Consider the following 22,603-nt stretch of genomic DNA (forward strand, 5'->3'; position numbering starts at 1 on the left):
GTGCATGGGGACGCGGCAGGCGGGCCCTCCCGTCAGTTTCGTGTAAGTTTGGAGCAAGCATCGCGTAAGCTTCGCGGCGCAGAGTCGCACCCGTAGCTGGCGTAAACATCGGCTATCCATTGACATAACAACTCACTACGGAGACCACAATGGCTATCACACCCGGCATGACAGCCGGCGGGAAGGCAGCGCCTACCGCTGGCGGACTCACACGGGAAGAGCGGAAGGTCATCTTCGCATCCTCCCTCGGCACCGTCTTTGAATGGTACGACTTCTACCTCTACGGCTCCCTCGCGGCCGTCATCGCCAAGCAGTTCTTCGTCGGCGACCCGACCACCACCTTCATCTTCGCCCTGATGGCCTTCGCCGCCGGCTTCCTGGTGCGCCCGTTCGGCGCGCTGGTGTTCGGCCGCCTGGGGGACATGATCGGCCGCAAGTACACCTTCCTGGTCACCATCCTGATCATGGGCGGCTCCACCTTCATCGTCGGCCTGCTGCCGGGCTACGCCTCGATCGGCATCGCCGCGCCGATCATCCTGGTCTCGCTGCGCATCCTGCAGGGCCTGGCCCTTGGCGGCGAGTATGGCGGCGCCGCCACCTACGTTGCCGAGCATGCACCGGAAGGCCGCCGCGGCTTCTTCACTTCCTGGATCCAGACCACCGCCACGCTCGGCCTGTTCCTGTCGCTGCTGGTGATCCTGGGCGTGCGCACCTCGATGGACACCAAGGCCTTCGACGACTGGGGCTGGCGCATCCCCTTCCTGGTCTCGGTGCTCCTGCTCGGCATTTCCGTGTGGATCCGGATGTCGATGGCCGAGTCGCCCGCCTTCGCCAAGATGAAGGCCGAGGGCAAGACCTCGAAGGCGCCGCTGTCGGAAGCCTTCCTGACCTGGGGTAACGCCAAGATCGCCCTGCTGGCCCTGTTCGGCGTGGTGATGGGCCAGGCCGTGGTCTGGTACACCGGCCAGTTCTACGCGCTGTTCTTCCTGACCCAGACCCTGAAGATCGACGCCGCCACGGCGAACATCCTGATCGCGATCGCGCTGGCCCTGGCCACGCCCTTCTTCGTGTTCTTCGGTTCGCTGTCCGACCGCATCGGGCGCAAGGGCATCATCATGGCCGGCTGCCTGATCGCCGCCCTGACCTACTTCCCGATCTTCAAGGGCCTGACCAGCTACGGCAACCCGGCCCTGGCCGCGGCGCTGCAGAGCTCGCCGGTGGTGGTGGTGGCCGATCCGGCCTCCTGCCACTTCCAGTTCAAGGCGACCGGCACCGAGAAGTTCCCGTCGTCCTGCGACATCGCCACCGCCCAGCTGACCGCCGCCTCGGTCAGCTACACGCGCCAGGATGCGCCGGCCGGCACCGTCGCCAGCGTGCACATCGGCGACAAGGTCTACCCGTCCTTCAACGCCACCATGACCCCGGACGGGCGCGACTTCGACAAGGCCAGCAAGGACAAGGACGCCGCCCTGAAGAAGGACCTGGGCGCCGCCGTGAAGGCCGCCGGCTACCCGGCGAAGGCCGATCCGGCCGCCATCAACAAGCCGATGGTGGTGCTGCTGCTGTTCGTGCTGGTGCTGTACGTGACCATGGTCTACGGCCCGGTGGCGGCCATGCTGGTCGAGATGTTCCCGACCCGTATCCGCTACACCTCGATGTCCCTGCCCTACCACATCGGTAACGGCTGGTTCGGCGGCTTCCTGCCGACCTTCTCGTTCGCGCTGGTGGCGGCGAAGGGCGACATCTACTACGGCCTGTGGTACCCGATCGTGATCGCCGCCATCACCTTCGTGATCGGCATGCTGTTCGTGCGGGAAACCAAGAACAACGATATCTACGCCGGCGATTAAGCGCGGCGGATGGATGGTGGGCACGGTGTGCCCACCCTACGGTCAAACGCAGGGTGGGCATGGCGTGCCCACCTTTTTTATTGCCCGGCCAGCTGGCCCGCCCGGCTCCAGCTGCGCATCCGGAACGCCGCCCACGCCGTCAGCAGCGCGCCGGCGACCAGCACCAGGCGGGTATCGAACAAAGTCAGCACCGCCCCCGCCGCCGCCATCAGGATGTTCGCCAGGCAGAAGGTGGTCGACAGCAGCCCCATCACAGCGCCCTGGCCATGGCCGCCGAAGCGGTCCGCCGCCCACACCTGGATCACGGCGTTGTAGCAGGCGTGCGGCAGGCCGAACAGCATGATGCCGGCCAGGCCGATCCACAGCTGGCCGGTGCCCAGCGAGGCGATCGCCAGCGCCACACCGGTCGCGAGGAAGGCGGCCCGGCGCAGCGGCTCGTCGCGGTTCTGGCGACCCGCGAACAGGGCCGTGAAACTCATCAGCGCGCACATGCCGACGTTCACCAGCGAGATCGCGCGGGTATCGTAGCGCCCGACCTCCACCAGCCACAGCGGGTAGAACTCGTAGAAGGCGGTCACGCCGCAGGTATAGGCCAGCTGGACCACGAACAGGGTGCGCAGGCCGTTGTGGCGCAGCAGGTTGAAGGCATGGCGTTCGCGCGCCACCGCCCACCATCCCGGGCCGTGGCTGAAGGGCTCGGGCTGCAGCGTGACCGCCACCAGCACGGTCCCCAGCAGCAGCGCCGCGGCGGCGATGTAGAACGGCACGGTGATGCCGAAACCGATCGTGAGCCCGGCCAGCAGGGGTCCGAACAGCCAGCCCAGCGTGAAGGAACCGTTCAGCCAGGACATCGCATGGTTGCGCACCGGTCCCTGCAGGCGGTCGGCCAGCATGGCGCGCACGATGGCGCCCTGGCCTTCCAGCAGGCCGGTGGCGAAACGCGCCGCCAGGAACAGCGGATAGGACCGCACCGACAGCGCCCACGCGGTCAGCACATGGCCGACGGCCGCCCCGCCCGCGGTCCACAGCAACAGTGGGCGGCGCCCGAAGCGGTCGGACAGGGAGCCCAGCACGGCGGTGCCGATCAGCAGCCCGACCGGGTTGACCATCAGGGCGATGGCGAACAGCAGCTTGGGCGGCAGGCCGAGGAAGTTGGTGAGGCCGTCCGCCCCGCCGCTCACGAACAGCGGCGGCAGGATCGGGTAAGGCAGCGAAGCGCCGGTCGTCGACAGCAGGCCGAGCAGGCAGGCGGTCGCGATCAGGAGGGCATTTTTCACGTGGGGCTCGGAATCGATCGGGATACCGAGCCTAACATGGAGGTCGCCACGTCCGCATCAGGGACAAATACCCGTCGTTCCCGCGCAGGCGGGGATCCAGGTTCCGCGTGAGCCAACGAAACGCTTGCAAACTGGGGTTCCCGCCTCCGCGGGAACGACGAAGAGGCGCGAAATCGACGGTCAGCTGTTAAACCCGCGTCCCTCCGCCGCCAGCCGCTGCAGCAGCGCCGCCGGCGCCCAGGCCTCGCCGTGATAGCCGCGCGCATACTTCTCGATCGCCGCCAGCACGTTCGGCAGGCCCACGGTATCGGCATAAAACATCGGGCCGCCGCGGTACAGCGGGAAGCCGTAGCCGCTCAGGTAGACCATGTCGATGTCGGAGGCGCGCAGGGCGATGCCCTCTTCCAGGATCTTCGCGCCCTCGTTGACCAGCGAGTACACCAGGCGCTCGACGATTTCCTGGTCGGAGATCGCGCGGCGCTCGATGCCGAGGTCCTTCGAGTGCTGGACGATCATGTCGTTGACCGACTGCGACGGCAGCGGGGTGCGCTCGCCGGCCTGGTAGTCGTACCAGCCGGCGCCGCTCTTCTGGCCGAAGCGGCCCTGCTCGCACAGCAGGTCGGCGGTCTTCGAATACGCCACCCCCGGCGTCTCGACGGCGCGGCGCTTGCGGATGTACCAGCCGATGTCGTTGCCGGCCAGGTCGCCCATGCGGAACGGCCCCATGGCGAAGCCGAAGCGTTCGATGGCCTGGTCGACCTGCTGCGGCAGCGCGCCCTCGTCCAGCAGGAAGCCGGCCTGGCGCACGTACTGCTCGACCATGCGGTTGCCGATGAAGCCGTCGCACACGCCGGACACCACCCCGGTCTTCCTGAGCTTCTTCGACAGCGCCAGCGCGGTGGCCAGCACGTCCTTGCCGGTCCGGGCGCCGCGCACGATCTCGAGCAGCTTCATCACGTTGGCCGGGCTGAAGAAGTGCAGGCCGATCACGTCCTGCGGACGGGAGGTGAAGCCGGCGATGCGGTCCAGGTCCAGGGTCGAGGTGTTCGAGGCCAGGATCGCCCCCGGCTTCATGACGGCGTCCAGTTGCCGGAACACGCTCTCCTTGACGTTCAGGTCTTCGAACACGGCCTCGATCACGATGTCGGCCTGGGCGATGTCGGCGTAGTCCAGGGTGCCCTTCACCAGGGCCAGGCGCTGCTCGCACTTCTCGGGGCTCAGCTTGCCCTTGTTGACCGTGTTCTCGTAATTCCTGTGGATCGTGGCCAGGCCCTTGTCCAAGGCTTCCTGCTTCGTCTCGAGGATGGTGACCGGGATGCCGGCGTTCGCGAAGTTCATCGCGATGCCGCCGCCCATGGTGCCGGCGCCGATCACGGCGGCCGATTTGATCTCGCGCACCGGGGTGTCGGCCGGGACGTCGGGGATCTTGCTGGCGGCGCGCTCGGCAAAGAACGCGTGGCGCAGGGCCTTCGACTCGACGGTCTGGGTCAGGTGGATGAAGCGCTCGCGCTCGAACCTGCAGCCCTCTTCGAAGGGCAGGTTGACCGAGGCGGCGATGGTCTCGACGCATTCGAGCGGGGCCGGGAAGGCGCCGGCGGCGGCTTTCACTTTCGCGCGCGCGGCGTCCAGGAAGGCCTGCGCGTCGGCGTGTTCGACCTTGCGCTCGCGGACCTTGGGCAGCGGCCGCACGTCGGCCACCCTGTTGGCGAAGGCGACCGCGGCGGGCACCAGCCCGGTCCCGGCCGGGAACACTTCGTCGAACAAGGTGCCGGCGAGTTTCTCGGACGGCACCGGATTGCCCGAGACGATCATGTCCAGCGAGGCTTCCAGGCCCAGCACGCGCGGCAGGCGCTGCGTGCCGCCGGCGCCCGGCAGCAGGCCGAGCTTCACTTCCGGCAGCGCGATCTGGGCGCCCGGCACGGCGACGCGGTAGTGGCAGCCCAGCGCCAGTTCCAGGCCGCCGCCCATGCAGACGCCGTGGATCGCCGCCACCACCGGCTTGTTCGAACCTTCGGCGGTGCGGATCAGGGTGTGCAGGGTCGGCTCGGTCAGCGCCTTCGGCGAATTGAACTCGCGGATGTCGGCGCCGCCCGAGAAGGCCTTGCCGGCGCCGGTGATGACGATGGCTTTCACGGCCGGATCATTGTCGGCGCGCTGCAGCGCCTCGACAGCGGCGCTGCGCGTGGCCAGGCCGAGGCCGTTGACGGGCGGGTTGTTCAGCGTGATGACGGCGACGTTGTCCTGGACCTGGTAATCGGCGCTCATGGGTCTCCCTTGTGTATAGGTATGTTGGAACGGCAACCCACACTATAAGCGAAAAAAGTACGGTCGTGTTATTCCGTCACGGCCGTCGCATACAGCCGCAGTGGGACGCCAAAGGTATCCGGCGCCAGCAGGCGCTCGAAGCCCAGGCCCAGCTTTTCCAGCACATGGATCGACGCCGCGTTGTCCGGATGCGCCATGCCGACGATGCGCCGGAACCCGTGCTCGCGCCGGCCCTGCTCCATCAGCACGCCGGCGCTTTCGGTCGCGTAGCCCTTGCCCCAGCAGTCGGGCAGGAAGCGGTAGCCGATGTCGACTTCCCGCAGGTCCTCCAGGTACTTCAGTCCGCTGAAGCCGACCAGCCGCCGCGTGCTCTTTTCGATCACGGCCATGCGGCCGTAGCCGTGCACGGCGTAGTCGCGCAGCGGCCGGGTGCGCAGGCATTCGCGGGCCTCGGCCACGGACGTCGCGGCGACGTCGCCCGTGTAGCGGATGATCTCCGGCAGCGAGATCAGCGGCAGCCAGGCTTCGGCATCGTCGAGGGTGAAGGGGCGCAGGACCAGGCGTTCGGTGTCGATGGGTTGCATATGGCGGGGACAGGGTTCAGGGTTCGGCAATATGGATCTTCGCCTTCACGTGCTTCAGGCTCGCCACGATGGTGAAGGTCATGATCACCAGCAGCGACCACGAACTCCACTTGCTGATGTGGACCGCCGACCAGGCGCCCAGCTGGTTCGGGTAGCGCCACACGCCCCAGAAGGTGCCGATGTTCTCGGCCATCCAGATGAAGAAGCCGGTCAGCACGAAGCCCAGCATCAGCGGCATGCGGCGGTCGCGGTCGAGCGGCCGGAACACCACCGTGGTGCGCGAATACAGGCCGAGGGCGCAGGCCGCCAGGTACCAGCGGTAGTCGCCGATATAGTGGTGGGTGAAGAAGTTGACGTAGATGAGGATCGCGATCGCGGTCGCCATCCAGTACGGCGGATGGTGGCGCACACGAATGTCCAGCAGGCGCCAGGCCTGCACGATATAGCTGCCGATCGCCGCGTACATGAAGCCCGAGAACAGCGGCACGCCGAAGATCTTCGTATAGCCGAAGTCCGGGTAGCTCCACGACTGGATGCTGCCCGACACCTTGAACGCTTCGAGCGCGAAGCCGACCGCGTGGAACAGGCACACCGCCTTCAGCTCATCCCAGGTTTCGAGCTTGACGCGCACCATCCACAGCTGGATCGCGACCGCCACCCCCAGCAGCAGGTCGTAGCGCGGAATCCCGAACAGGCCGGCGCGCGGCATCAGGAAGATCGCCGCGAAGAACAAGCCGACGAACAGGCAGGCGCGCGCTTCCTTGATGCCGAACCAGAGGAATTCGACCATGCCGCGCCGCAGGCCGGCCAGGCGCCGCGGGCGGTCGTCCATCAGGAAGGTGTCGATAGCAGAAAGCATGGTGTCGTTCGCAAAGGTGGTTTTCAGGCGGCCGGGCGGGCGCGTTCCCGGTAGCGTGCCGGCGATTCGCCGACCAGCTTGCGGAAATCGGAGCTGAAATGGGCCTGGTCGAAGTAGCCGAGCTCCTGGGCCAGGGCGGACAGGTCGGGTTCATGGCCGCTGGCCAGGCGGTCGGCGGCTTCGTGCAGGCGGAAGCGCCGGATGGTCCACTTGGGGCTGACGCCGACGTACTCGCTGAACAGCTGCTGAAGGCTGCGCACGCCCATCCCGCTGCCTTCCGCCAGCTGTTCGACCTGGGTCAGGCCGGGGGTCGTCTCCGCCAGGCGCAGGATGGCGGCGATGCGTTCGACCTGCGCGTCCGGCGCCGGCAGGTGCGGCGCCAGCAGGCGGGCGGCGGCGGCGATCATGTCCGCGTCCTCGCGGCATTCCAGCACCTCGCGCCGGGCGCTTGCCTCATCCCAGGGAAAGAGGTCGGACAGCGCCAGCACCCGGTCGGTGATCGTGTGCAGCGGCCGGCCGAGGATGGCGCGGAAGGCGCCGGGCCGGAAGCGCAGGCCGCAGACCTTGCCGGCGCCTTTCAGCTCGTAGTCGAAGGCGCCGGTCGGCACGCCCCAGATCCCGCTGCGCGCGCGGTCGAACACCACGTGCACGCAGGGATACGGGAGGGTGCGCTGGAGATACGGCGGCTGGGTCCCGAGGTCCCACTCGACGATCCAGAAGTGGTCGAGGAAGTGTTCCAACCGAGCAGCCATTCCGGGCGCGGGCAGGTAGCGCTCCATGCGGAACATCTTGCGCGCCTGGGCGGGCGCGACCACGCCTTTCGGGCGGTCCTGGACGGTGGCGGGTGTGCTCATCGGCATGCGCATCATGGCTGGGATCGTTTGCCGTGATTCTAGCATTCGTGTTTTTACAAGACGGCAATTTTATGTGCGCCTATGCTGACCGTCCTACCCCAGCACGAGGACGCCATGAACCGCACCATCACCCTCTACCACGCCCCGCATTCCCGCTCGGGCGCCGTCCGCATCCTGCTCGAAGAGCTGGACGCACCCTACGACCTGCGCGTCGTCAACCTGAAAGCCGGGGACACGCGCACGCCGGAATACCTGGCGCTCAACCCGATGGGCAAGGTGCCGGCCATCCGGCACGGCGATGCCCTGGTATCCGAACAGGTGGCGATCATGATCTACCTGGCCGACCTGTTCCCGCAAGCCGGCCTGGCGCCGGCCGCCGACCACCCGCTGCGCGGCCCCTGGCTGCGCTGGATGGCCTTCCACGGCGCCTGCTTCGAACCGGCGGTGATCGACCTGGCGCTCAAACGCGAGCCGGCCCCGCAGTCGATGTCCCCATACGGCAACTACGACACCGTGCTGGCCACGCTCACCCGCCAGCTGCGCGCCGGTCCCTATTTATTGGGCCAGCAGTTTTCCGCGGCCGACATCCTCTGGGCCCATGCGCTGGGCTGGACCACCGCCTTCAGGCTGGTGCCCGAACTGCCCGAGGTGATGGACTACATCGCGCGCCTGCACGCGCGTCCGGCCTTCCGGCGCGTGACGGAACTGGACGCCGGGCTGGCGGCGGCGCAGGCGGCCTGACGGGAACATCGCACGTGCCCTTGGTCAAGCGGCGATAAACAGGCACAATGCCGGGCATTCATCCGCCCACCGAGCCACACCGATGTTCAAACAGCTGAAAAAACTCTTCGCGCCGCGCACCGTCCCGGACGCCGACGACCTGCTCGTCAACGCCTACTGCACCGTCGCGGCGGTACCGGAACCGCCGTTCGCGCACCACCTGCATGGACGGCGCGACGACACCGACCCGGAAATGCGCCAGCAGCTCGGCGGCTTCCTTCATTACCTGCAGTCGCTCGGCAATGGGAAGATGACGACGACCCGCTACCACGCCATGCGCCATATCCAGCGCACCCGGCACCAGTTCAGTTTCAGCGTCCCGCGCCAGCATGCCGCGGCGCTGGCCGAGTGGGCGCGCCAGGCGAACGCCCTGCTGCTCCTGCCGGACGGCCAGTTGCGCGATCCGGACCTGAAAGTGCTGGTCTCGAGCACGGACGGCACCGCGGAACCGGACGCCGTGGTCCCCTTCCCGGCCGAGGCATGGCAGCGCAAGGCGGCCACCGAGACACTGCTGGCGGCCCGCGGCCTGCACCCGGCGGCCACCCTGCCGCCGCTGGTCGCCGGGCCGGAGTTGCGCCTGCGCCCCGCGGCCGAGGTGGGAAGCCGGGCGGTCGCGCTGCTGGCCGTGGCGCTCAGGGCCGAATCGCTGGCGGCCGGCAATCCGCTGCCGATGGCGGAGCTGGAGCAGAAGCTGCCCGGCCTGCGCCAAGCCCTCACGCCATCCGAGACGGCGTTCCTGGACGCCGGCCAGCCGGACGCCGGCGACCTCACCCGCTTTTCTTGGCGCTACGAGAGCCTGCTGACCCTGGAATGGGCGCTCGGCCTGGCGGACCTGCCATGGCCGGACGGACCGTGCGACGCGGCGGCGACGGCGCGCACCCTGCTCGAACGCGCCGAGGAAGCCGTCGGCGCCAAGGCGCGCCTGCGGCCGGAGTCCGAGATCCTCGACGCGCTCGACCTGCACTACCGCCTGCACTGGCTGGTGCGCCAGTCGCGCATCGAGGGCAAGCCGCTGCCGGAAGCGATCGACGCCGGCGTGGTCTCCGAACGCCACCATGCCCTCAACTGGCTGACCCGCTTCGAGGACAGCGACTGGGACCAGGTCGATACGCCAACCTGAGGCCGACCTGGCCCCGGCCTTCAGCTGCCGGGCAGGCAGTGGTTGCGGTACTGTTCGCGCAGCTTGTTCTTCTGGATCTTGCCGGTGCCGCCGAGCGGCAGGCTGTCGACGAAGACCACGTCGTCCGGCATCCAGAACTTCGCGATCTTCCCTTCGAAAAAGCCGAGCAGTTCCTCGCGCGTGAGCTCCGCGCCCGGCCGCCGCACCACCAGCAGCACGGGGCGCTCGTCCCACTTCGGGTGCGGCACGCCGATGCAGGCCGCCTGCATCACGGCCGGGTGCCCCATTGCGATGTTTTCCAGGTCGATCGAGCCGATCCACTCGCCGCCCGACTTGATCACGTCCTTGCTGCGGTCGGTGATCTGCATGAAGCCATCGGGGTCGATGGTTGCCACGTCGCCGGTCGGGAACCAGCCGTCCTGCAGGATGTCGCCGCCTTCCTGCCCGCTTTTTCCCCGATAGTAACTGGAGATGATCCACGGTCCCCGGACCAGCAGGTGGCCGAAGCTGCGGCCGTCCCACGGCAGCTCCCTGCCCTCGTCGTCGACGATCTTCATGTCGACCCCGTAGATCGCATGGCCCTGCTTCTGCAGGATCCTGCGCTGTTCTTCCTGCGACAGCCGGAGATGCCTGGCCAGCAGGCCGCCGGTGGTGCCGAGCGGCGACATCTCCGTCATGCCCCAGCCGTGGATGACCTGCACATCGAATTTGTCGATCAGGGTGTCCATCATCGCCGGCGGGCAAGCCGAGCCGCCGATCACGGTGCGGCGGAAGGTCGAGAATTTCAGGCCGTTCTGGAGTGCGTGGTTGAGCAGGCCCAGCCAGACGGTCGGCACCCCGGCCGAGAAGGTCACGCCTTCCTGCTCGAACAACTCGTACAGCGACTTGCCGTCCAGCTGGGCGCCGGGGAAGACCATCCTGGCGCCCGACAGCAGCACCGAGTAGGGCAAGCCCCAGGCGTTCACATGGAACATCGGCACCACGGGCAGCACGGTGTCCCGAGCCGAGACATTCAGCACGTTCGGCAACGCGGAGGCGTAGGCGTGCAGCACGGTCGAGCGGTGCGAGTACAGCGCGCCCTTCGGGTTGCCGGTCGTGCCCGAGGTGTAGCACAGCGCGGCGGCGGCATTCTCATCGAACACCGGCCAGGCATAGTCGTCCGACGCCGCCTCGATCAGCTCCTCGTAGCACAGCAGGTTCGGGACGGGAGCCTCGGCCGGCATATGGGCGCGGTCGCTCATCAGGACGAAGGCCTTCACGGTCGGGCAATGCGGCGCGATCGCCGCCACCAGCGGCAGGAAAGTCAGGTCGAAGAACAGGTATTGGTCTTCGGCGTGGTTGACGATGTACGCGATCTGCTCCGGGTGCAGGCGCGGGTTGATGGTGTGCAGGACCGCGCCCGAACCGGACACCGCGTAGTACAGCTCGAGGTGCCGGTAACCGTTCCAGGCCAGGGTCCCGACCCGCTCGCCCATGGCCACGCCGCGGCCCGCCAGCGCGCGCGCCAGGCGCCGGGCGCGCAGCTCGCAGTCGCGATAGGTATAGCGGTGCAGCGACGGCAGATCCGTTTCCACGCGCCGCGAGACGATCTCGGTGCCGCCGTAATGCCGGGCGGCGAACTGGATGATGCTGGAAATCGAGAGCGGCTGGCTCATCATCTGGCCCATGACGGGGCTCTGCGGCATGGTCGGCATCGGGTCTCCTGGTGGTGGTTGCGGCCGAGTTTGGAACGCGCGTCCGAACAGCGTCAACGACTTTCGATGCTGCGCCGCACCAGGGCGGGCGCATGGACCGCGCACACGCGTGAACATCGAATCGCGCCCGGTACGGTAGAATTCCGACAATCTCCGACCCGGATTCCCGATTCAAAGGAAAAGCCATTACCGCTGACGACCTGCCCTTCGACAATTCCTTCGCCGAATTGCCACCCGCGTTCTACACGCGCCTGATGCCGACGCCGCTGCCTGCCCCCTATTTCGTCGCGAGCAGCAGCCGGGCGGCGGCATTGGCCGGGCTCGACCCTGCGGCGCTCAGCCAGGAAGACTTCGTCGCCGTCTTCAGCGGCAACCACGTACCGCCGCGCGCGCAACCCTTGTCGGCCGTGTACTCGGGCCACCAGTTCGGCCACTGGGCCGGGCAACTTGGCGATGGCCGCGCCATCCTGCTGGGCCAACTCGCCGGGCCGGAAGGGCCGATCGAGCTGCAACTCAAGGGCGCCGGCATGACGCCCTACTCGCGCATGGGCGACGGCCGAGCGGTGCTGCGCTCCTCGATCCGCGAATTCCTGTGCTCCGAAGCCATGGCCGCGCTCGGCATTCCGACCACGCGCGCCCTGATGATCACCGGTTCGCACCAGCAGGTGGTGCGCGAAACCATCGAAACCGCCGCCGTGGTCACGCGCATGGCGCCTTCCTTCGTCCGCTTCGGCTCCTTCGAGCACTGGCACTACCGCGGCAAGCAGGAAGAGCTGCGCACCCTGGCCGACTACGTGATCCGCGATTTTTATCCGCAACTGCAGGGCGCCGCGAATCCCTATCTCGAGCTGCTGGCCGAGGTCACGCGCCGCACCGCGCGCATGATCGCGCACTGGCAGGCCGTCGGCTTCATGCATGGCGTGATGAACACCGACAATATGTCCATCCTCGGCATCACCCTCGACTACGGCCCCTTCGGCTTCATGGAAGCCTTCGACGTCGACCACATCTGCAACCATACCGACCAGGGCGGCCGCTATTCCTACTCGAACCAGGTGCCGGTCGGCCACTGGAACTGCTATGCGCTGGCCAACGCCCTGCTGCCGCTGATCCAGGACAAGGAAGCGGCCGAGGCCGCGCTCGACGGCTATATCGACGCGTATGGCGACAGGTTCGACGAACTGGTCCACGCCAAGCTGGGCCTGGCCACGGTGCGGGAGGGAGACAAAGCCCTGTTCGACGCCATGTTCCGGGTCATGCACGAGAACCACGTCGACTTCACCCTGTTCTTCCGCCGGCTCGGCGATTTGCGGGTCGAAGTCCTGGACGGCGACCGCAACGAGGCCGACGCCCCGTTGCGCGACCTGTTCCTCGACCGGCCCGCCTTCGACGCCTGGGCCATGGACTACCGCGCCCGCCTGCGCCAGGAAGGCAGCGTCGATGCCGTGCGCCGCGACGCCATGGCGAAGATCAATCCCAAATACGTCCTGCGCAACTATCTGGCGCAGGCGGCGATCGAAAAAGCGCAAAATGGCGATTTTTCCGAGGTGCACAAGCTTCTCGGCATACTCGAACATCCCTTCGACGAGCAGCCGGAACACGAAGCCTACGCGGCCCTGCCGCCGGACTGGGCTTCGCACCTGGAAGTGAGCTGCTCCTCCTGATTCAACCGGAACGATGACATCATGACCGAAAAAGTAAGCAAGACCGACGCCGAGTGGCGCGCCCAGCTCGACCCGATCGAATACCAGGTGACCCGCCACGCGGCCACCGAGCGTGCCTTCACCGGCAAGTTCTGGGACCACCACGAACACGGCATCTACCGTTGCGTATGCTGCGACACGCCGCTGTTCGAGTCCGACGCCAAGTTCGAGTCCGGCTGCGGCTGGCCCAGCTATTTCCGCGCCCTCGACCCGGACAACGTGATCGAAAAGGAAGACCGCAGCCACGGCATGGTGCGCACGGAAATCATTTGCGCAGTGTGCGACGCGCATCTGGGCCACGTATTCCCGGATGGCCCGCCGCCGACCGGCCTGCGCTACTGCATCAATTCCGCCGCCCTGCGCTTCGAACCGGCATAATGGCGACCTTTCAGACAGTCCAGATCCCAACAGCATGAAATTTCTGTTCGACCTATTCCCGGTCATCCTCTTCTTCGTCGTCTTCAAGCTGGCCGACGGCCACCAGGAAGCTGCCCACGCCTTCGCCGTCCAGTACATGGGCGGCCTGATCGCCGGAGGCAACCTCAGCCCGGCGCAGTCGCCGATCATGCTCGCCACCGCGGTCGGCATGGTCGCCACCGTGCTGCAGATCCTGTACCTGCTGGCGCGCGGCCGCAAGGTGGACGGCATGCTGTGGCTGTCCCTGGGCGTGATCGCCGTGACGGGCGGCGCCACCATCTATTTCCACGACGAGAACTTCATCAAGTGGAAACCGACCATCCTGTACTGGGCCTTCGCGCTGGCCCTGTTCGTGGCCCAGTTCGGTTTCCGGAACAACCTGGTGCGCAAGGTGATGGAAGCCCAGATCAAGCTGCCCGAACCGGTATGGGCCAAGGTCGGCTACGCCTGGATGACCTTCTTCGCCCTGGTCGGCGTGCTGAACCTGGTCATGGCCTTCATCGTCTTCAAGGACAACACCGGCGCCTGGGTCAGCTTCAAGCTGTTCGGCGTGACCGGCATCTTCTTCGCCTTCATCGTCATCCAGACCCTGATGCTGTCGAAGCATATCCAGGAACAGGAACAGGAGGACGCATGAACATGGGCATCAATGAAGACCAGCGCGTGGAGCGCATCCGCGCCCTGCTTCAGGCCGCGCTGCAGCCCTCCGAACTCGAGGTCGGCGACGATTCGCACCTGCACGTCGGCCATGCCGGCGCGGCCTCCGGCGGAGGCCATTACCGAGTGAAAATCGTGTCCGACCGCTTCGAGGGCCAGAGACTCGTCATGCGCCATCGGCTGGTGTATGATGCCGTGCAAGGTATGATGCACACCGACATTCACGCATTGGCGATTACGGCCCTTGCCCCATCAGAACTGTCGTGATAGCGCAGCCTTCAGGAAGTCTTAAGTAATCTGTTCGAAAATCTGCTACGTATTACAAAAACTAATCAAATCTCGTCCAAGCAACCCCCTCACAGGAACCACCATGACTTTTAAGCCAGCACGGCTGCTGTTAGCCCTGATCGCTATCGCCGCAACTTTTGCAAACGCGTCCGCATTCGCCCAGAACCTCGCCGTCGTCAACGGCAAGGCCATCCCGTCCTCGCGCGCCGACCAGATGGTCAAGCAGGTCGTGGCCCAGGGCCAGGCGACCGATTCGCCGCAACTGCGCGAAGCCATCAAGAAGGACCTGATCGCACGCGAAGTGATGATGCAGGAAGCCGTCAAGCAAGGCTACGACACGAAGCCGGACGTCAAGCAGGCGCTGGAGAACGCTCGCCAGACCATCGTGATCAACGCCCTGGCCCGCGACTACGTCACCAAGCACCCGGTCACCGACGCCGAGATCAAGGCCGAATACGACCGCTTCACCAAGCAGACCGGCGACAAGGAATACCACGTGCGCCACATCCTGGTGGAGAACGAAGCCGACGCCAACGCCATCATCGCCAAGCTGAAGGGCGGCGCCAAGTTCGAAGACCTGGCCAAGCAGTCGAAAGACACCGGCACCGCCAACAACGGCGGCGACCTGGACTGGGCCAGCCCGTCGTCCTTCCCGCCCGAGTTCGCAGCCGGCTTCACCGGCCTGCAAAAAGGCCAGGTCACCGAGAAGCCGGTCAAGACCCAGGTCGGCTACCACGTGATCAAGCTCGACGACGTCCGCCCGGCCAAGCTGCCGTCGCTGGAAGAAGTGAAACCGCAGATCGCCGATGCCCTGGCTCAGCAGAAACTGGCCGCCTACCAAGAGGAAATGGTCAAAAAGGCAAAGGTGAAGTAAGATGTTGCATCACCGGCGGCCCAGCCGCCGGTTTTCGTCGCGTTGCGACTTTCGTGTTTAGATAGGATCGAATAAATGATTGTGAAGCCAGCCCGCCTGTTGTTAGCCGTGACCGCGATGGTAGCCCTGCCGTCGTTCGCACAAAACGTCGCGACCGTCAATGGCAAGCCCATCCCTGCGGCCAAGGTCGACCAGGTCGTCAAGCAAGTCGTCGCCCAGGGCAAGGCCACCGATTCGCCCCAACTGCGCGAAGCCATCAAGAAGGACCTGATCGGCCGCGAAGTCCTGATCCAGGAAGCCGACAAGCAAGGCATCGGCACCCGTCCGGAAGTCAAGAACGCGATCGACAACGCCCGCCAGAGCATCATCATCAACGCGATGCTGGCCGACTACATCAAGAAGAACCCGGTCAAGGACGCCGACATCACCGCCGAGTACAACAAGTTCAAGGCACAGGTCGGCGACAAGGAATACCACGCCCGCCACATCCTGGTCGGCACCGAAGACGAAGCCAAGGCCATCATCGCCAAGCTGAAGGGCGGCGCCAAGTTCGAAGAGCTGGCCAAGCAGTCGAAGGATCCGGGTTCGGCACAGAACGGCGGCGACCTGGACTGGGCAAGCCCGGCCTCCTTCGTGCCTGAGTTCTCGAAGGCCATGACCTCGCTGCAAAAGGGCGCGATCACCGAGACCCCGGTGAAGACCCAGTTCGGCTACCACGTGATCAAGCTGGAAGACACCCGCGCAGCCAAGATCCCGCCGCTGGAAGAAGTCAAGCAGCAAGTCGCAGAACAGCTGCAACAGCGTAAGCTGGCAGCCTTCCGCGAAGAGCTGATGAAGAAGGCCAAGATCCAGTAATCCAGCCTTTCCGAAGAAGAAAGCGCTCCTTCGCGGGGCGCTTTTTTTATACATGTTTTCCTGACGGGCACTCCATGCACGCTCGCCGCCGATCGCTACCGCTGCGCTACCTGTTGATCCTGCTGACCGCCATCGGCCTGCTGCCGCTCGCCCTGCTCGGCATCTGGAGCATCCACGTCGCCAGCGAACACCGCCTGCGCGAGCAGGAGCGCGCGATGCTGGACCTGGCGCGCGCCCTGTCCAGCGCCGTCGACGCCGAACTCGATTCCTCGGTGGCCGCGCTGTCGGGCATTGCGCGCAGCCCGGCATTGACGTCGGGCGATCTGCGCGCCTTCTACGACGTGGCGCGCATGCAGGCCCAGTCCCGGCCGGAATGGGTGGGCGTGTTCCTGGCCGACGCCGACGCCAGGACCCTGTTCCGCACCACCGTCCCCTTTGGCGATACGTCAGGCCCGCCAGCCGATCCGGCCAGCCTGCAGCAGGCGCTCAGCCTGCGCCGCCCCGTGGTCGGCGGCATTGCGCGCGGCAAAGGTGGGCGCGCCGCGGTGGCGGTGCGTATTCCCGTTACCGACAGCCGCGGCCACGCCTACGTGTTGAGCGCCGTGGTGCGGCCCGACCGCGTCCTGCGCGTGATCGAGCGCCAGCAGGCGCCGTCGGATTCCCTGATCGCCGTGATCGACGCCCATGGCCGCATCGTGGCCCGTTCGAAGAACCAGGAACGCTTCGTCACCCGGCAGATCACACCCGCCCTGCAAGCGCTGATGCGCCAGGGCGGCGTGGAAGGCGCCGGCCCGACCTACACACAGGAAGGCGACCTGGTGCGGACCTCCTACAGCAGCATGTCGCGCTATGGCTGGACGGTCGTCGTCAACACGCCGGACGCCGCGCTGCGCGCCGGCTTCTTCGAAAGCATTGCGGTGTACGCGGCCGGCGTCGTCCTGTCGCTGGCGATCTGCATCGGACTGGCCTACTGGCTGTCCAGCCGCATCGTCGCCGCCTTCAACGAACTGCGCCGCGCGGCCGCCGCGCTCGGCGCCGGCCGGCCCCTTGAAGTGCCGCCGTCGCGCATCCGCGAACTGGGACGGATGGGCCGGGCGCTCGAAGCCGCGGGCCACCAGCGCGCGCGCCACGAGCGGGAGCGTTCGCGCCTGCTGGCCTCGCTGGAAGACGCGCTCGAACAGGCGCGCCAGGCCGGCCAGGCCAAGGACGAGTTCCTGGCCGTGCTCGGCCACGAACTGCGCAACCCGCTCAGCCCGATCGTCGCCTCGCTCGACCTGATGGACATGCGCGACGAGCCGGGCGCGCGGCGCGAACGCGCCATCATGCGGCGCCAGGTCACCCACCTGAAGCGCCTGGTCGACGACCTGCTCGACGTCTCGCGCATCGCCTCCGGCAAGCTGCGGCTGGAACGGCATCCGCTCAACCTGGCCGACACCGTACGCCATGTCGTCGCCGCCCTGAACGGCCAGGCCATCGTCCTCGACGCCCCGGACACGGTCTGGATCGACGGCGACGACAGCCGGCTGGCGCAGGTGCTGAACAACCTGCTGACGAACGCCGCGCGTTTCGGCAGCACAGCCACCCGCGTCAGCCTGTCCAGCGATCCCGCGGCCGGCCTGGCCACGCTGTCGGTGGAGGACAACGGCATCGGCATGGAGCCGGGCATGTTGTCGCGCGTCTTCGAACCCTTCTTCCAGGCGCCGCAGGAACTGGCCCGCCGCACCGGCGGCCTGGGCCTTGGCCTGGCGATCGTGCGCAAGATCGTCGAACTGCACGGCGGCAGCGTCAGCGCCCACAGCAGCGGCCCCGGCAAGGGCAGCCGCTTCGAAGTCGTCCTGCCGCTCGCGGCGGCGCCGGCCGTGCCGGCGGATGCCGCGCCGGTCCCGGTGCAGGAGCCCCGCCGCGTGCTGGTGGTCGACGACAACGAGGACGCCGCCGCCGGCACCGCCACCCTGCTGCGCCACATGGGGCACACGGCCGAGGTCGCGTACAACGCGGCCGAGGCGCTCGCCTCCGCGGCCGCGCAGGCGCCGCAAGTCGCCATCCTCGACATCGGCCTGCCCGACATGGACGGCTACGCCCTCGCCGCCGCCCTGCGCCGCGAACATGGCCGCACGCTGCGCCTGGTGGCCCTGTCCGGCTACGGCCAGCAGGCCGACGTCGAACGGGCGGCGCACGCCGGCTTCGACCTGCACCTGACCAAGCCAGCCACGCTCGACGACCTGATGCGCGCGCTGACGGGGACAAAGAGCGTCTGACAAAGCCTTCAGGGCAAGGCGCGTCATCGAAGACAGTACGCTAGTACGGCGAGACGATGCAACGCGGCCATGGAGGCTTTGCCGGGCGCTCTAGCCGGCACCCAGCGCCTTGAGCGCCCTCTCGAGCGCGCGGATCTTTTCCCGCATCGAGGCCAGGTTGCGCACCAGCGCCGCGCTGCGCTCCCATTCCGCATTGGTGGCGATCGGATAGAAGCCGGTGTAGCGTCCCGGCTCCGCGATCGAGTTCGACACCAGGGTGCCGGCCGTGATGTGCACGTTGTCCGCGATCTCGATATGGCCGTTGACCATGGCCGCGCCGCCGAAGGTGCAGTGCCTGCCGATCCGGGCGCTGCCGGCGACGCCGACGCAGCCCGCCATTGCCGTGTGCGCGCCGATGTGGCAGTTGTGGCCGATCTGGATCTGGTTGTCGAGCTTGACGCCATCCTCGATGACGGTGTCGTCCAGCGCGCCGCGGTCGACCGTCGTGTTGCAGCCGATGTCGACATCGTCGCCGATCACCACCCGCCCGGTCTGCGGGATCTTGATGTAGACGCCGCCGTCCAGCGCGAACCCAAACCCGTCGCCGCCGATCACCGCGCCCGAATGGACGATGCCGCGCGCGCCGATGACGCAGCGCGCATGGAAGGTCACGTTGGCGAAGAAATGGGTGTCCTCTCCCACCACCGCCTCGCGGCCGACATGACAGCCGGCATCGATGATGGCGCCTTTTTCGATGATGGCTTTCTCGCCAACCGTGACGTGCGGGCCGATGAGGGCCGAGGGAGCGATGCGCGCGCCCGGGTGCACCACCGCCGACGGGTGAATGCCGGGCTCCGGAGCGGCGCGCGGCAGCAGGAATTGCGCGGTACGCGCGAAGTAGGCGTAGGGATTGCCGGTGACGATGCGCGCGCCTTCATGGCTTGCGGCCACGGCCGCCTCGTCCTGCGGCGACAGGATCAGCACCCCGGCCCGGCTGCGCGCGGCCAGCGGACGCATCCTGCTGTTGCCGAGGAAGCTGATGTCGGCCGGGCCGGCGCGTTCCAGCGGGGCGATCGCCGTGACTTCGGTATCAGGATCGCCCTCGAGTCGTCCGCCGAAGCGCCCGACCAGCTCGCTTACCCGCGTGCCCATGCTGCCTCCTTCCGCGATTGTCCATGTCGAGTTTGGACAGCGCGGCTGGCTCCGCGGTTCCGGACGACAGGGTGATCTGGCCCAAAGCGCCCTCCATACCCCCGACCTCGCTCGACAGCGGGCAGCCTGCCGCAACCGGCCCGCCCACGCCAGGAATCGGCATTACCACCACTCGGCCGGAAAAAAGTTCCCCGTTTTTTACAAAGAGTCGTTGCGCCGTCGATACCACCAAGCGTAGCATCGCCTGGCGGACAGAGCATTCAGGCCGGCACGGACGGGCTCGACAAGGGCTGGCAACCGGCTGGAGCGGCTGCCGCCATGTTTGTCGGAACTCGATGGGAGGACCATTCATGACCAGGAGAAGAGACTTTCTTCGGATTGCCTCCGGCGTGGGCGTCGCGGCGTGCGCGGAAACGGCGCTCCCGGGGTTCGCACTGGCCGCCAGCACAGCCAGCCAGAACGTGCATTACATCGATCCGACCGCCCCCGGTCCGGGCAAGGGAACGCTTGCCAGCCCTTTCCGCTCATGGACCAGCGTTTCATGGACACCCGGCCATACCTACCTGCAGAAACGCGGCACGACGTATTCCGGCGTCTTCAAGGTGTCGGCCAGCGGCACTGCCTCCCAGCGCATCACGATCGGCGCCTATTACCGTTCCAACGGCAGCGACGATGCCTCGCAGCCAAAGCCGGTCATCATCCTGCCGGCGGCGCCCACCACGCCGGCCAGCGGCGCCTCGATCGCGGTGCTGAAACAGGAGCGCGATTTCGTCACCTACCGCAATCTGGACATCCGGAATAGCGCCTTGCCGGAAGGAAGCGACGTGGCGATCATCTGGCTGGGCAACAACTGCGTTTTCGAAAACAATAACGTCACATCGAATTGCGCCGGCGTGTACATGTTCAACAAGAACCACACGACCGTCTCGGCTTGCGTGTTCGACGTCGTCGGCAACAGCTCCGCGTATGACAACCAGGGCATCCTGGTCGCCGCCAACGTGAATAGCGACGACATCCGCCTGCTCAACAACACCGTCCGCCACCACGGCGGCGGCAAGGCGGCATCGCATGGCATCCGCTGCGAAACGTACAACAGCACCGCTTTCCTCACGCACCTCGTGATTCGCGGCAACCAGGTTTCTCCGCCGCCCGGCGTCGCCTACAACCCGAACCGCGGAGCGAAGGGCATCTTCGTCGTCCAGGGGGCCGCTGCCACGCTCGACAAGAATACCGTGACCGGCATGATGACCGGCATCTTCATCAACAGTGGAGATGGCAGCTATGTGGGCAACAATAACTGCAGCAACAATATGAATTTCGGTATTCATATCAGCGGCCTGGCCAGGTCTTACACCATCGAGCGCAACACCTGCAATTACAATGGCGGGACATGGACCTCGACCTGTTACGGCCGGGGTATCGAGCTATCGTCGGCGGCCGGACCGGGCGCGGTATCGGGACACACGATCCGCTACAACACCTGCAGCTTCAACTACAACTATGGCGGTACGCTGGACAACGGTTCGGAAGGCGTCGGCATCGGCCTGGACGACGGGGTCAGCAAGTGCTCGGTCTACGGCAACGTCATCACGAACAATGAAGGCAACGGTATCCAGGTGTACGGCGGCGGCGACCCGAACAAGTGGCCCGACACGGGCGGCCACACGATCGATTCCAACAAGCTCGATTCGAATTGCACCTGTTCCGTCCTGGACCGGCGCAGCGGAGGAACATCACCCAGTCCCTTCCAGGCGCATATCGCGCTGGCCTGGGTTTACGGCAGCGCCACGACCGTTTCCAATAACACGTTCTCGGGAACCACCCGCATGGGGATCTACACCGACACCAGCGACTCGAACATCACGCTGGTCGGCAATACGTAGCCGCGCAAGCAAAGCTTGAACCAGCTCATCTCGCCATGCGCGCCGGTCTGCCTAGATAGGGGGGCAGACCTTCAGGAGCAGACATGGCGCCTCCCTACGACCACAGAACGGCAAATCCCTGTTTCCCCAGGCACCGCTACCAGGACGTGCCCATTGGCGGAATCGCGCCAGGCGGCGAAACCCTCACCGCCGAACGCCTGTGGGCGAGCTTCCAGGCCGAAGCCGAAGCGCTGCTGACAGCCGACGGCCGCTGGATCACGGACGACCGCGAACGCAACAAACGCATCAACGCCGCCTACGCCCGCCTCTGGCTGTCCGACCGCCGCTTCCAGTGGGCCGGACTGGCGGCCTTCGCCTCGAAGCAGGTCGGCTGCGGCCTGCTCCATTCCGCCGACATCGTCGCCGTACACCGGCGCGAACGCGAGCAGGTGGAAAGCGCGCTGGGCCACGGCTCGGCGCCCGGCGTGCAGTACGGCGCGACGCTGAAGCAGCTCGCCACCGAAATGGGAGGCAGCAGCATGGCGCGCCGGCTCGGCCACGGCAATACCCACGTCTTCCTCGACATCTACCCCTTGCACCGCTTTTACATGGAGCGCGGGATCGACGAGTTCCTGGCCTGCCTGCCCGCGCGCCGGAACGCGCGCTACGCGGTGCATTGGGAAGTCGACCGGGCCACGCTGGCGTTCGCGGCGCCCTGCCCCGAAGTCCCGGCAGGCTTCCAGCAGATCGAACAGGGCCGCATCGCGGACAGCGTCAGGACACTGGCCTGGCACGAGCAGGTGAATGTCCTGCAGCGGATCATGTACGACGACTATTTCATGCAGCTGCTGCTGGACTGGAACCAGCTCGCGTGGGCGATCGACTTCCCTTCCGGGGACTACGAGGAAATCAGCCTGAACCTGTCCGCGCAATGCCCTGCCAAGCCAGGCGCCACGACCACCTTCCCGAAACAGCGCTACGCGAAGCTGTGGGACCCGGCCGAGCGCATGCCCTTCGTGTTCGACGCCGCGGACCGGCTCGACGCGCTGCTGGGCGGTGCGCAGCGCGGCCAGGTCGAGGCCTCGATCGGCACGATCGCGGCCGCCGCAGCCGCCGCCTGAACGCCGGCGAAAAAAAAGGTTCTACGCGGTTGCTGGGGGAAGTTGGGATTGACGATCTGAGAAGATAGTGGTGGCGATGGTTTGGAGTTGGTAGATTGATAGTCGCCAAACAAGTCAATCAACCAAACCACCGCCATGCTCAATGCTATGTCGT

At 66.6% G+C, this 22,603-nt stretch carries 19 protein-coding genes; 12 read left to right on the forward strand and 7 right to left on the reverse strand.

Translation table 11 applies throughout. From position 1 onward, the window contains the following. Positions 1-149: 149 nt before the first annotated feature. The gene (locus AC3A6M_RS21505; RefSeq protein WP_487854758.1) at positions 150-1,850 is read left to right on the forward strand and encodes an MFS transporter; all 1,701 of its coding nucleotides are present in this window, start codon (positions 150-152) and stop codon (positions 1,848-1,850) included. 77 nt (positions 1,851-1,927) lie between these two features. Here the strand turns inward: AC3A6M_RS21505 and AC3A6M_RS21510 are convergent, their stop codons facing one another. The 5 genes from AC3A6M_RS21510 to AC3A6M_RS21530 all read right to left on the reverse strand — a co-directional run bounded on the left by AC3A6M_RS21510 (position 1,928) and on the right by AC3A6M_RS21530 (position 7,704). Continuing rightward, a complete protein-coding gene (locus tag AC3A6M_RS21510; RefSeq protein WP_487854759.1) occupies positions 1,928-3,127 on the reverse strand; it encodes an MFS transporter in 1,200 nt (399 codons plus the stop codon). A 180-nt stretch (positions 3,128-3,307) separates the two neighbouring features. Continuing rightward, positions 3,308-5,392 carry a 3-hydroxyacyl-CoA dehydrogenase NAD-binding domain-containing protein gene (locus AC3A6M_RS21515; protein ID WP_487854760.1) on the reverse strand — a complete coding sequence of 695 codons (2,085 nt, stop codon included), beginning with the start codon at positions 5,390-5,392 and terminating at the stop codon, positions 3,308-3,310. Between the two features lie 68 nt (positions 5,393-5,460). Continuing rightward, a complete protein-coding gene (locus AC3A6M_RS21520) occupies positions 5,461-5,976 on the reverse strand; it encodes a GNAT family N-acetyltransferase (RefSeq protein WP_487854761.1) in 516 nt (171 codons plus the stop codon). Between the two features lie 16 nt (positions 5,977-5,992). Continuing rightward, entirely contained in the window at positions 5,993-6,835 is an 843-nt protein-coding gene (locus AC3A6M_RS21525) for a DUF817 domain-containing protein (protein WP_487854762.1), read from the reverse strand. Between the two features lie 23 nt (positions 6,836-6,858). Then, the gene (locus tag AC3A6M_RS21530; protein ID WP_487854763.1) at positions 6,859-7,704 is read right to left on the reverse strand and encodes a DUF6597 domain-containing transcriptional factor; all 846 of its coding nucleotides are present in this window, start codon (positions 7,702-7,704) and stop codon (positions 6,859-6,861) included. Between the two features lie 99 nt (positions 7,705-7,803). On the opposite strand from AC3A6M_RS21530, the gene AC3A6M_RS21535 reads away from it, so the two are divergent. Both AC3A6M_RS21535 and AC3A6M_RS21540 read left to right on the forward strand, forming a co-directional pair. Further along, complete coding sequence (locus AC3A6M_RS21535; RefSeq protein ID WP_487854764.1) at positions 7,804-8,430, forward strand: glutathione S-transferase family protein; 627 nt, start codon at positions 7,804-7,806, stop codon at positions 8,428-8,430. A gap of 82 nt (positions 8,431-8,512) precedes the next feature. Then, the gene (locus tag AC3A6M_RS21540; RefSeq protein ID WP_487854765.1) at positions 8,513-9,589 is read left to right on the forward strand and encodes a DUF4272 domain-containing protein; all 1,077 of its coding nucleotides are present in this window, start codon (positions 8,513-8,515) and stop codon (positions 9,587-9,589) included. A gap of 20 nt (positions 9,590-9,609) precedes the next feature. Here AC3A6M_RS21540 and AC3A6M_RS21545 read toward each other — a convergent pair whose 3' ends face one another. Beyond that, on the reverse strand, positions 9,610-11,283 hold the full coding sequence (locus AC3A6M_RS21545) for a 3-(methylthio)propionyl-CoA ligase (protein ID WP_487854766.1): 1,674 nt from the start codon (positions 11,281-11,283) through the stop codon (positions 9,610-9,612). A 149-nt stretch (positions 11,284-11,432) separates the two neighbouring features. On the opposite strand from AC3A6M_RS21545, the gene AC3A6M_RS21550 reads away from it, so the two are divergent. The 7 genes from AC3A6M_RS21550 (at position 11,433) to AC3A6M_RS21580 (ending at position 18,335) form a co-directional block, all read left to right on the forward strand. Further along, complete coding sequence (locus tag AC3A6M_RS21550; protein WP_487854776.1) at positions 11,433-12,947, forward strand: protein adenylyltransferase SelO; 1,515 nt, start codon at positions 11,433-11,435, stop codon at positions 12,945-12,947. A 21-nt stretch (positions 12,948-12,968) separates the two neighbouring features. Continuing rightward, complete coding sequence (gene msrB, locus AC3A6M_RS21555; RefSeq protein ID WP_487854767.1) at positions 12,969-13,364, forward strand: peptide-methionine (R)-S-oxide reductase MsrB; 396 nt, start codon at positions 12,969-12,971, stop codon at positions 13,362-13,364. A gap of 34 nt (positions 13,365-13,398) precedes the next feature. Then, positions 13,399-14,040, forward strand: a complete 642-nt coding sequence (locus AC3A6M_RS21560; protein ID WP_487854768.1) for a septation protein A — start codon at positions 13,399-13,401, stop codon at positions 14,038-14,040. Beyond that, positions 14,037-14,327: a BolA family protein gene (locus AC3A6M_RS21565; protein ID WP_487854769.1), complete on the forward strand. Its 291-nt coding sequence runs from the start codon at positions 14,037-14,039 to the stop codon at positions 14,325-14,327. The genes AC3A6M_RS21560 and AC3A6M_RS21565 overlap by 4 nt, the downstream gene beginning before the upstream one ends. A gap of 103 nt (positions 14,328-14,430) precedes the next feature. Next, positions 14,431-15,222, forward strand: a complete 792-nt coding sequence (locus tag AC3A6M_RS21570) for a peptidylprolyl isomerase (RefSeq protein ID WP_487854770.1) — start codon at positions 14,431-14,433, stop codon at positions 15,220-15,222. 75 nt (positions 15,223-15,297) lie between these two features. After that, positions 15,298-16,077, forward strand: a complete 780-nt coding sequence (locus AC3A6M_RS21575; protein WP_487854771.1) for a peptidylprolyl isomerase — start codon at positions 15,298-15,300, stop codon at positions 16,075-16,077. A 74-nt stretch (positions 16,078-16,151) separates the two neighbouring features. After that, positions 16,152-18,335, forward strand: coding sequence for a hybrid sensor histidine kinase/response regulator (locus tag AC3A6M_RS21580; protein ID WP_487854772.1), 2,184 nt, complete (start codon positions 16,152-16,154; stop codon positions 18,333-18,335). Positions 18,336-18,425: 90 nt separating this feature from the next. Here the strand turns inward: AC3A6M_RS21580 and lpxD are convergent, their stop codons facing one another. Then, complete coding sequence (gene lpxD / locus AC3A6M_RS21585) at positions 18,426-19,466, reverse strand: UDP-3-O-(3-hydroxymyristoyl)glucosamine N-acyltransferase (protein ID WP_487854773.1); 1,041 nt, start codon at positions 19,464-19,466, stop codon at positions 18,426-18,428. Positions 19,467-19,816: 350 nt separating this feature from the next. Here lpxD and AC3A6M_RS21590 point away from each other — a divergent pair, with 350 nt between their 5' ends. Both AC3A6M_RS21590 and AC3A6M_RS21595 read left to right on the forward strand, forming a co-directional pair. Then, a complete protein-coding gene (locus AC3A6M_RS21590) occupies positions 19,817-21,349 on the forward strand; it encodes a right-handed parallel beta-helix repeat-containing protein (RefSeq protein ID WP_487854774.1) in 1,533 nt (510 codons plus the stop codon). 146 nt (positions 21,350-21,495) lie between these two features. Beyond that, positions 21,496-22,449 carry a DUF2515 family protein gene (locus AC3A6M_RS21595; RefSeq protein ID WP_487854775.1) on the forward strand — a complete coding sequence of 318 codons (954 nt, stop codon included), beginning with the start codon at positions 21,496-21,498 and terminating at the stop codon, positions 22,447-22,449. Positions 22,450-22,603 lie beyond the last annotated feature (154 nt).

This window comes from Telluria sp. Soil_C_11 (assembly GCF_057657395.1).

What these genes read in the sequence shown, in the direction of transcription:
- AC3A6M_RS21545 (WP_487854766.1), bottom strand. Translation starts at nt 11,283, where the DNA reads ATGCCGACCATGCCGCAGAGCCCCGTCATGGGCCAGATGATGAGCCAG.
- msrB (WP_487854767.1), top strand. Translation starts at nt 12,969, where the DNA reads ATGACCGAAAAAGTAAGCAAGACCGACGCCGAGTGGCGCGCCCAGCTC.
- AC3A6M_RS21505 (WP_487854758.1), top strand. Translation starts at nt 150, where the DNA reads ATGGCTATCACACCCGGCATGACAGCCGGCGGGAAGGCAGCGCCTACC.
- AC3A6M_RS21590 (WP_487854774.1), top strand. Translation starts at nt 19,817, where the DNA reads ATGACCAGGAGAAGAGACTTTCTTCGGATTGCCTCCGGCGTGGGCGTC.
- AC3A6M_RS21530 (WP_487854763.1), bottom strand. Translation starts at nt 7,704, where the DNA reads ATGATGCGCATGCCGATGAGCACACCCGCCACCGTCCAGGACCGCCCG.
- AC3A6M_RS21525 (WP_487854762.1), bottom strand. Translation starts at nt 6,835, where the DNA reads ATGCTTTCTGCTATCGACACCTTCCTGATGGACGACCGCCCGCGGCGC.
- AC3A6M_RS21575 (WP_487854771.1), top strand. Translation starts at nt 15,298, where the DNA reads ATGATTGTGAAGCCAGCCCGCCTGTTGTTAGCCGTGACCGCGATGGTA.
- lpxD (WP_487854773.1), bottom strand. Translation starts at nt 19,466, where the DNA reads ATGGGCACGCGGGTAAGCGAGCTGGTCGGGCGCTTCGGCGGACGACTC.
- AC3A6M_RS21570 (WP_487854770.1), top strand. Translation starts at nt 14,431, where the DNA reads ATGACTTTTAAGCCAGCACGGCTGCTGTTAGCCCTGATCGCTATCGCC.
- AC3A6M_RS21520 (WP_487854761.1), bottom strand. Translation starts at nt 5,976, where the DNA reads ATGCAACCCATCGACACCGAACGCCTGGTCCTGCGCCCCTTCACCCTC.
- AC3A6M_RS21515 (WP_487854760.1), bottom strand. Translation starts at nt 5,392, where the DNA reads ATGAGCGCCGATTACCAGGTCCAGGACAACGTCGCCGTCATCACGCTG.
- AC3A6M_RS21535 (WP_487854764.1), top strand. Translation starts at nt 7,804, where the DNA reads ATGAACCGCACCATCACCCTCTACCACGCCCCGCATTCCCGCTCGGGC.
- AC3A6M_RS21565 (WP_487854769.1), top strand. Translation starts at nt 14,037, where the DNA reads ATGAACATGGGCATCAATGAAGACCAGCGCGTGGAGCGCATCCGCGCC.
- AC3A6M_RS21580 (WP_487854772.1), top strand. Translation starts at nt 16,152, where the DNA reads ATGCACGCTCGCCGCCGATCGCTACCGCTGCGCTACCTGTTGATCCTG.
- AC3A6M_RS21560 (WP_487854768.1), top strand. Translation starts at nt 13,399, where the DNA reads ATGAAATTTCTGTTCGACCTATTCCCGGTCATCCTCTTCTTCGTCGTC.
- AC3A6M_RS21540 (WP_487854765.1), top strand. Translation starts at nt 8,513, where the DNA reads ATGTTCAAACAGCTGAAAAAACTCTTCGCGCCGCGCACCGTCCCGGAC.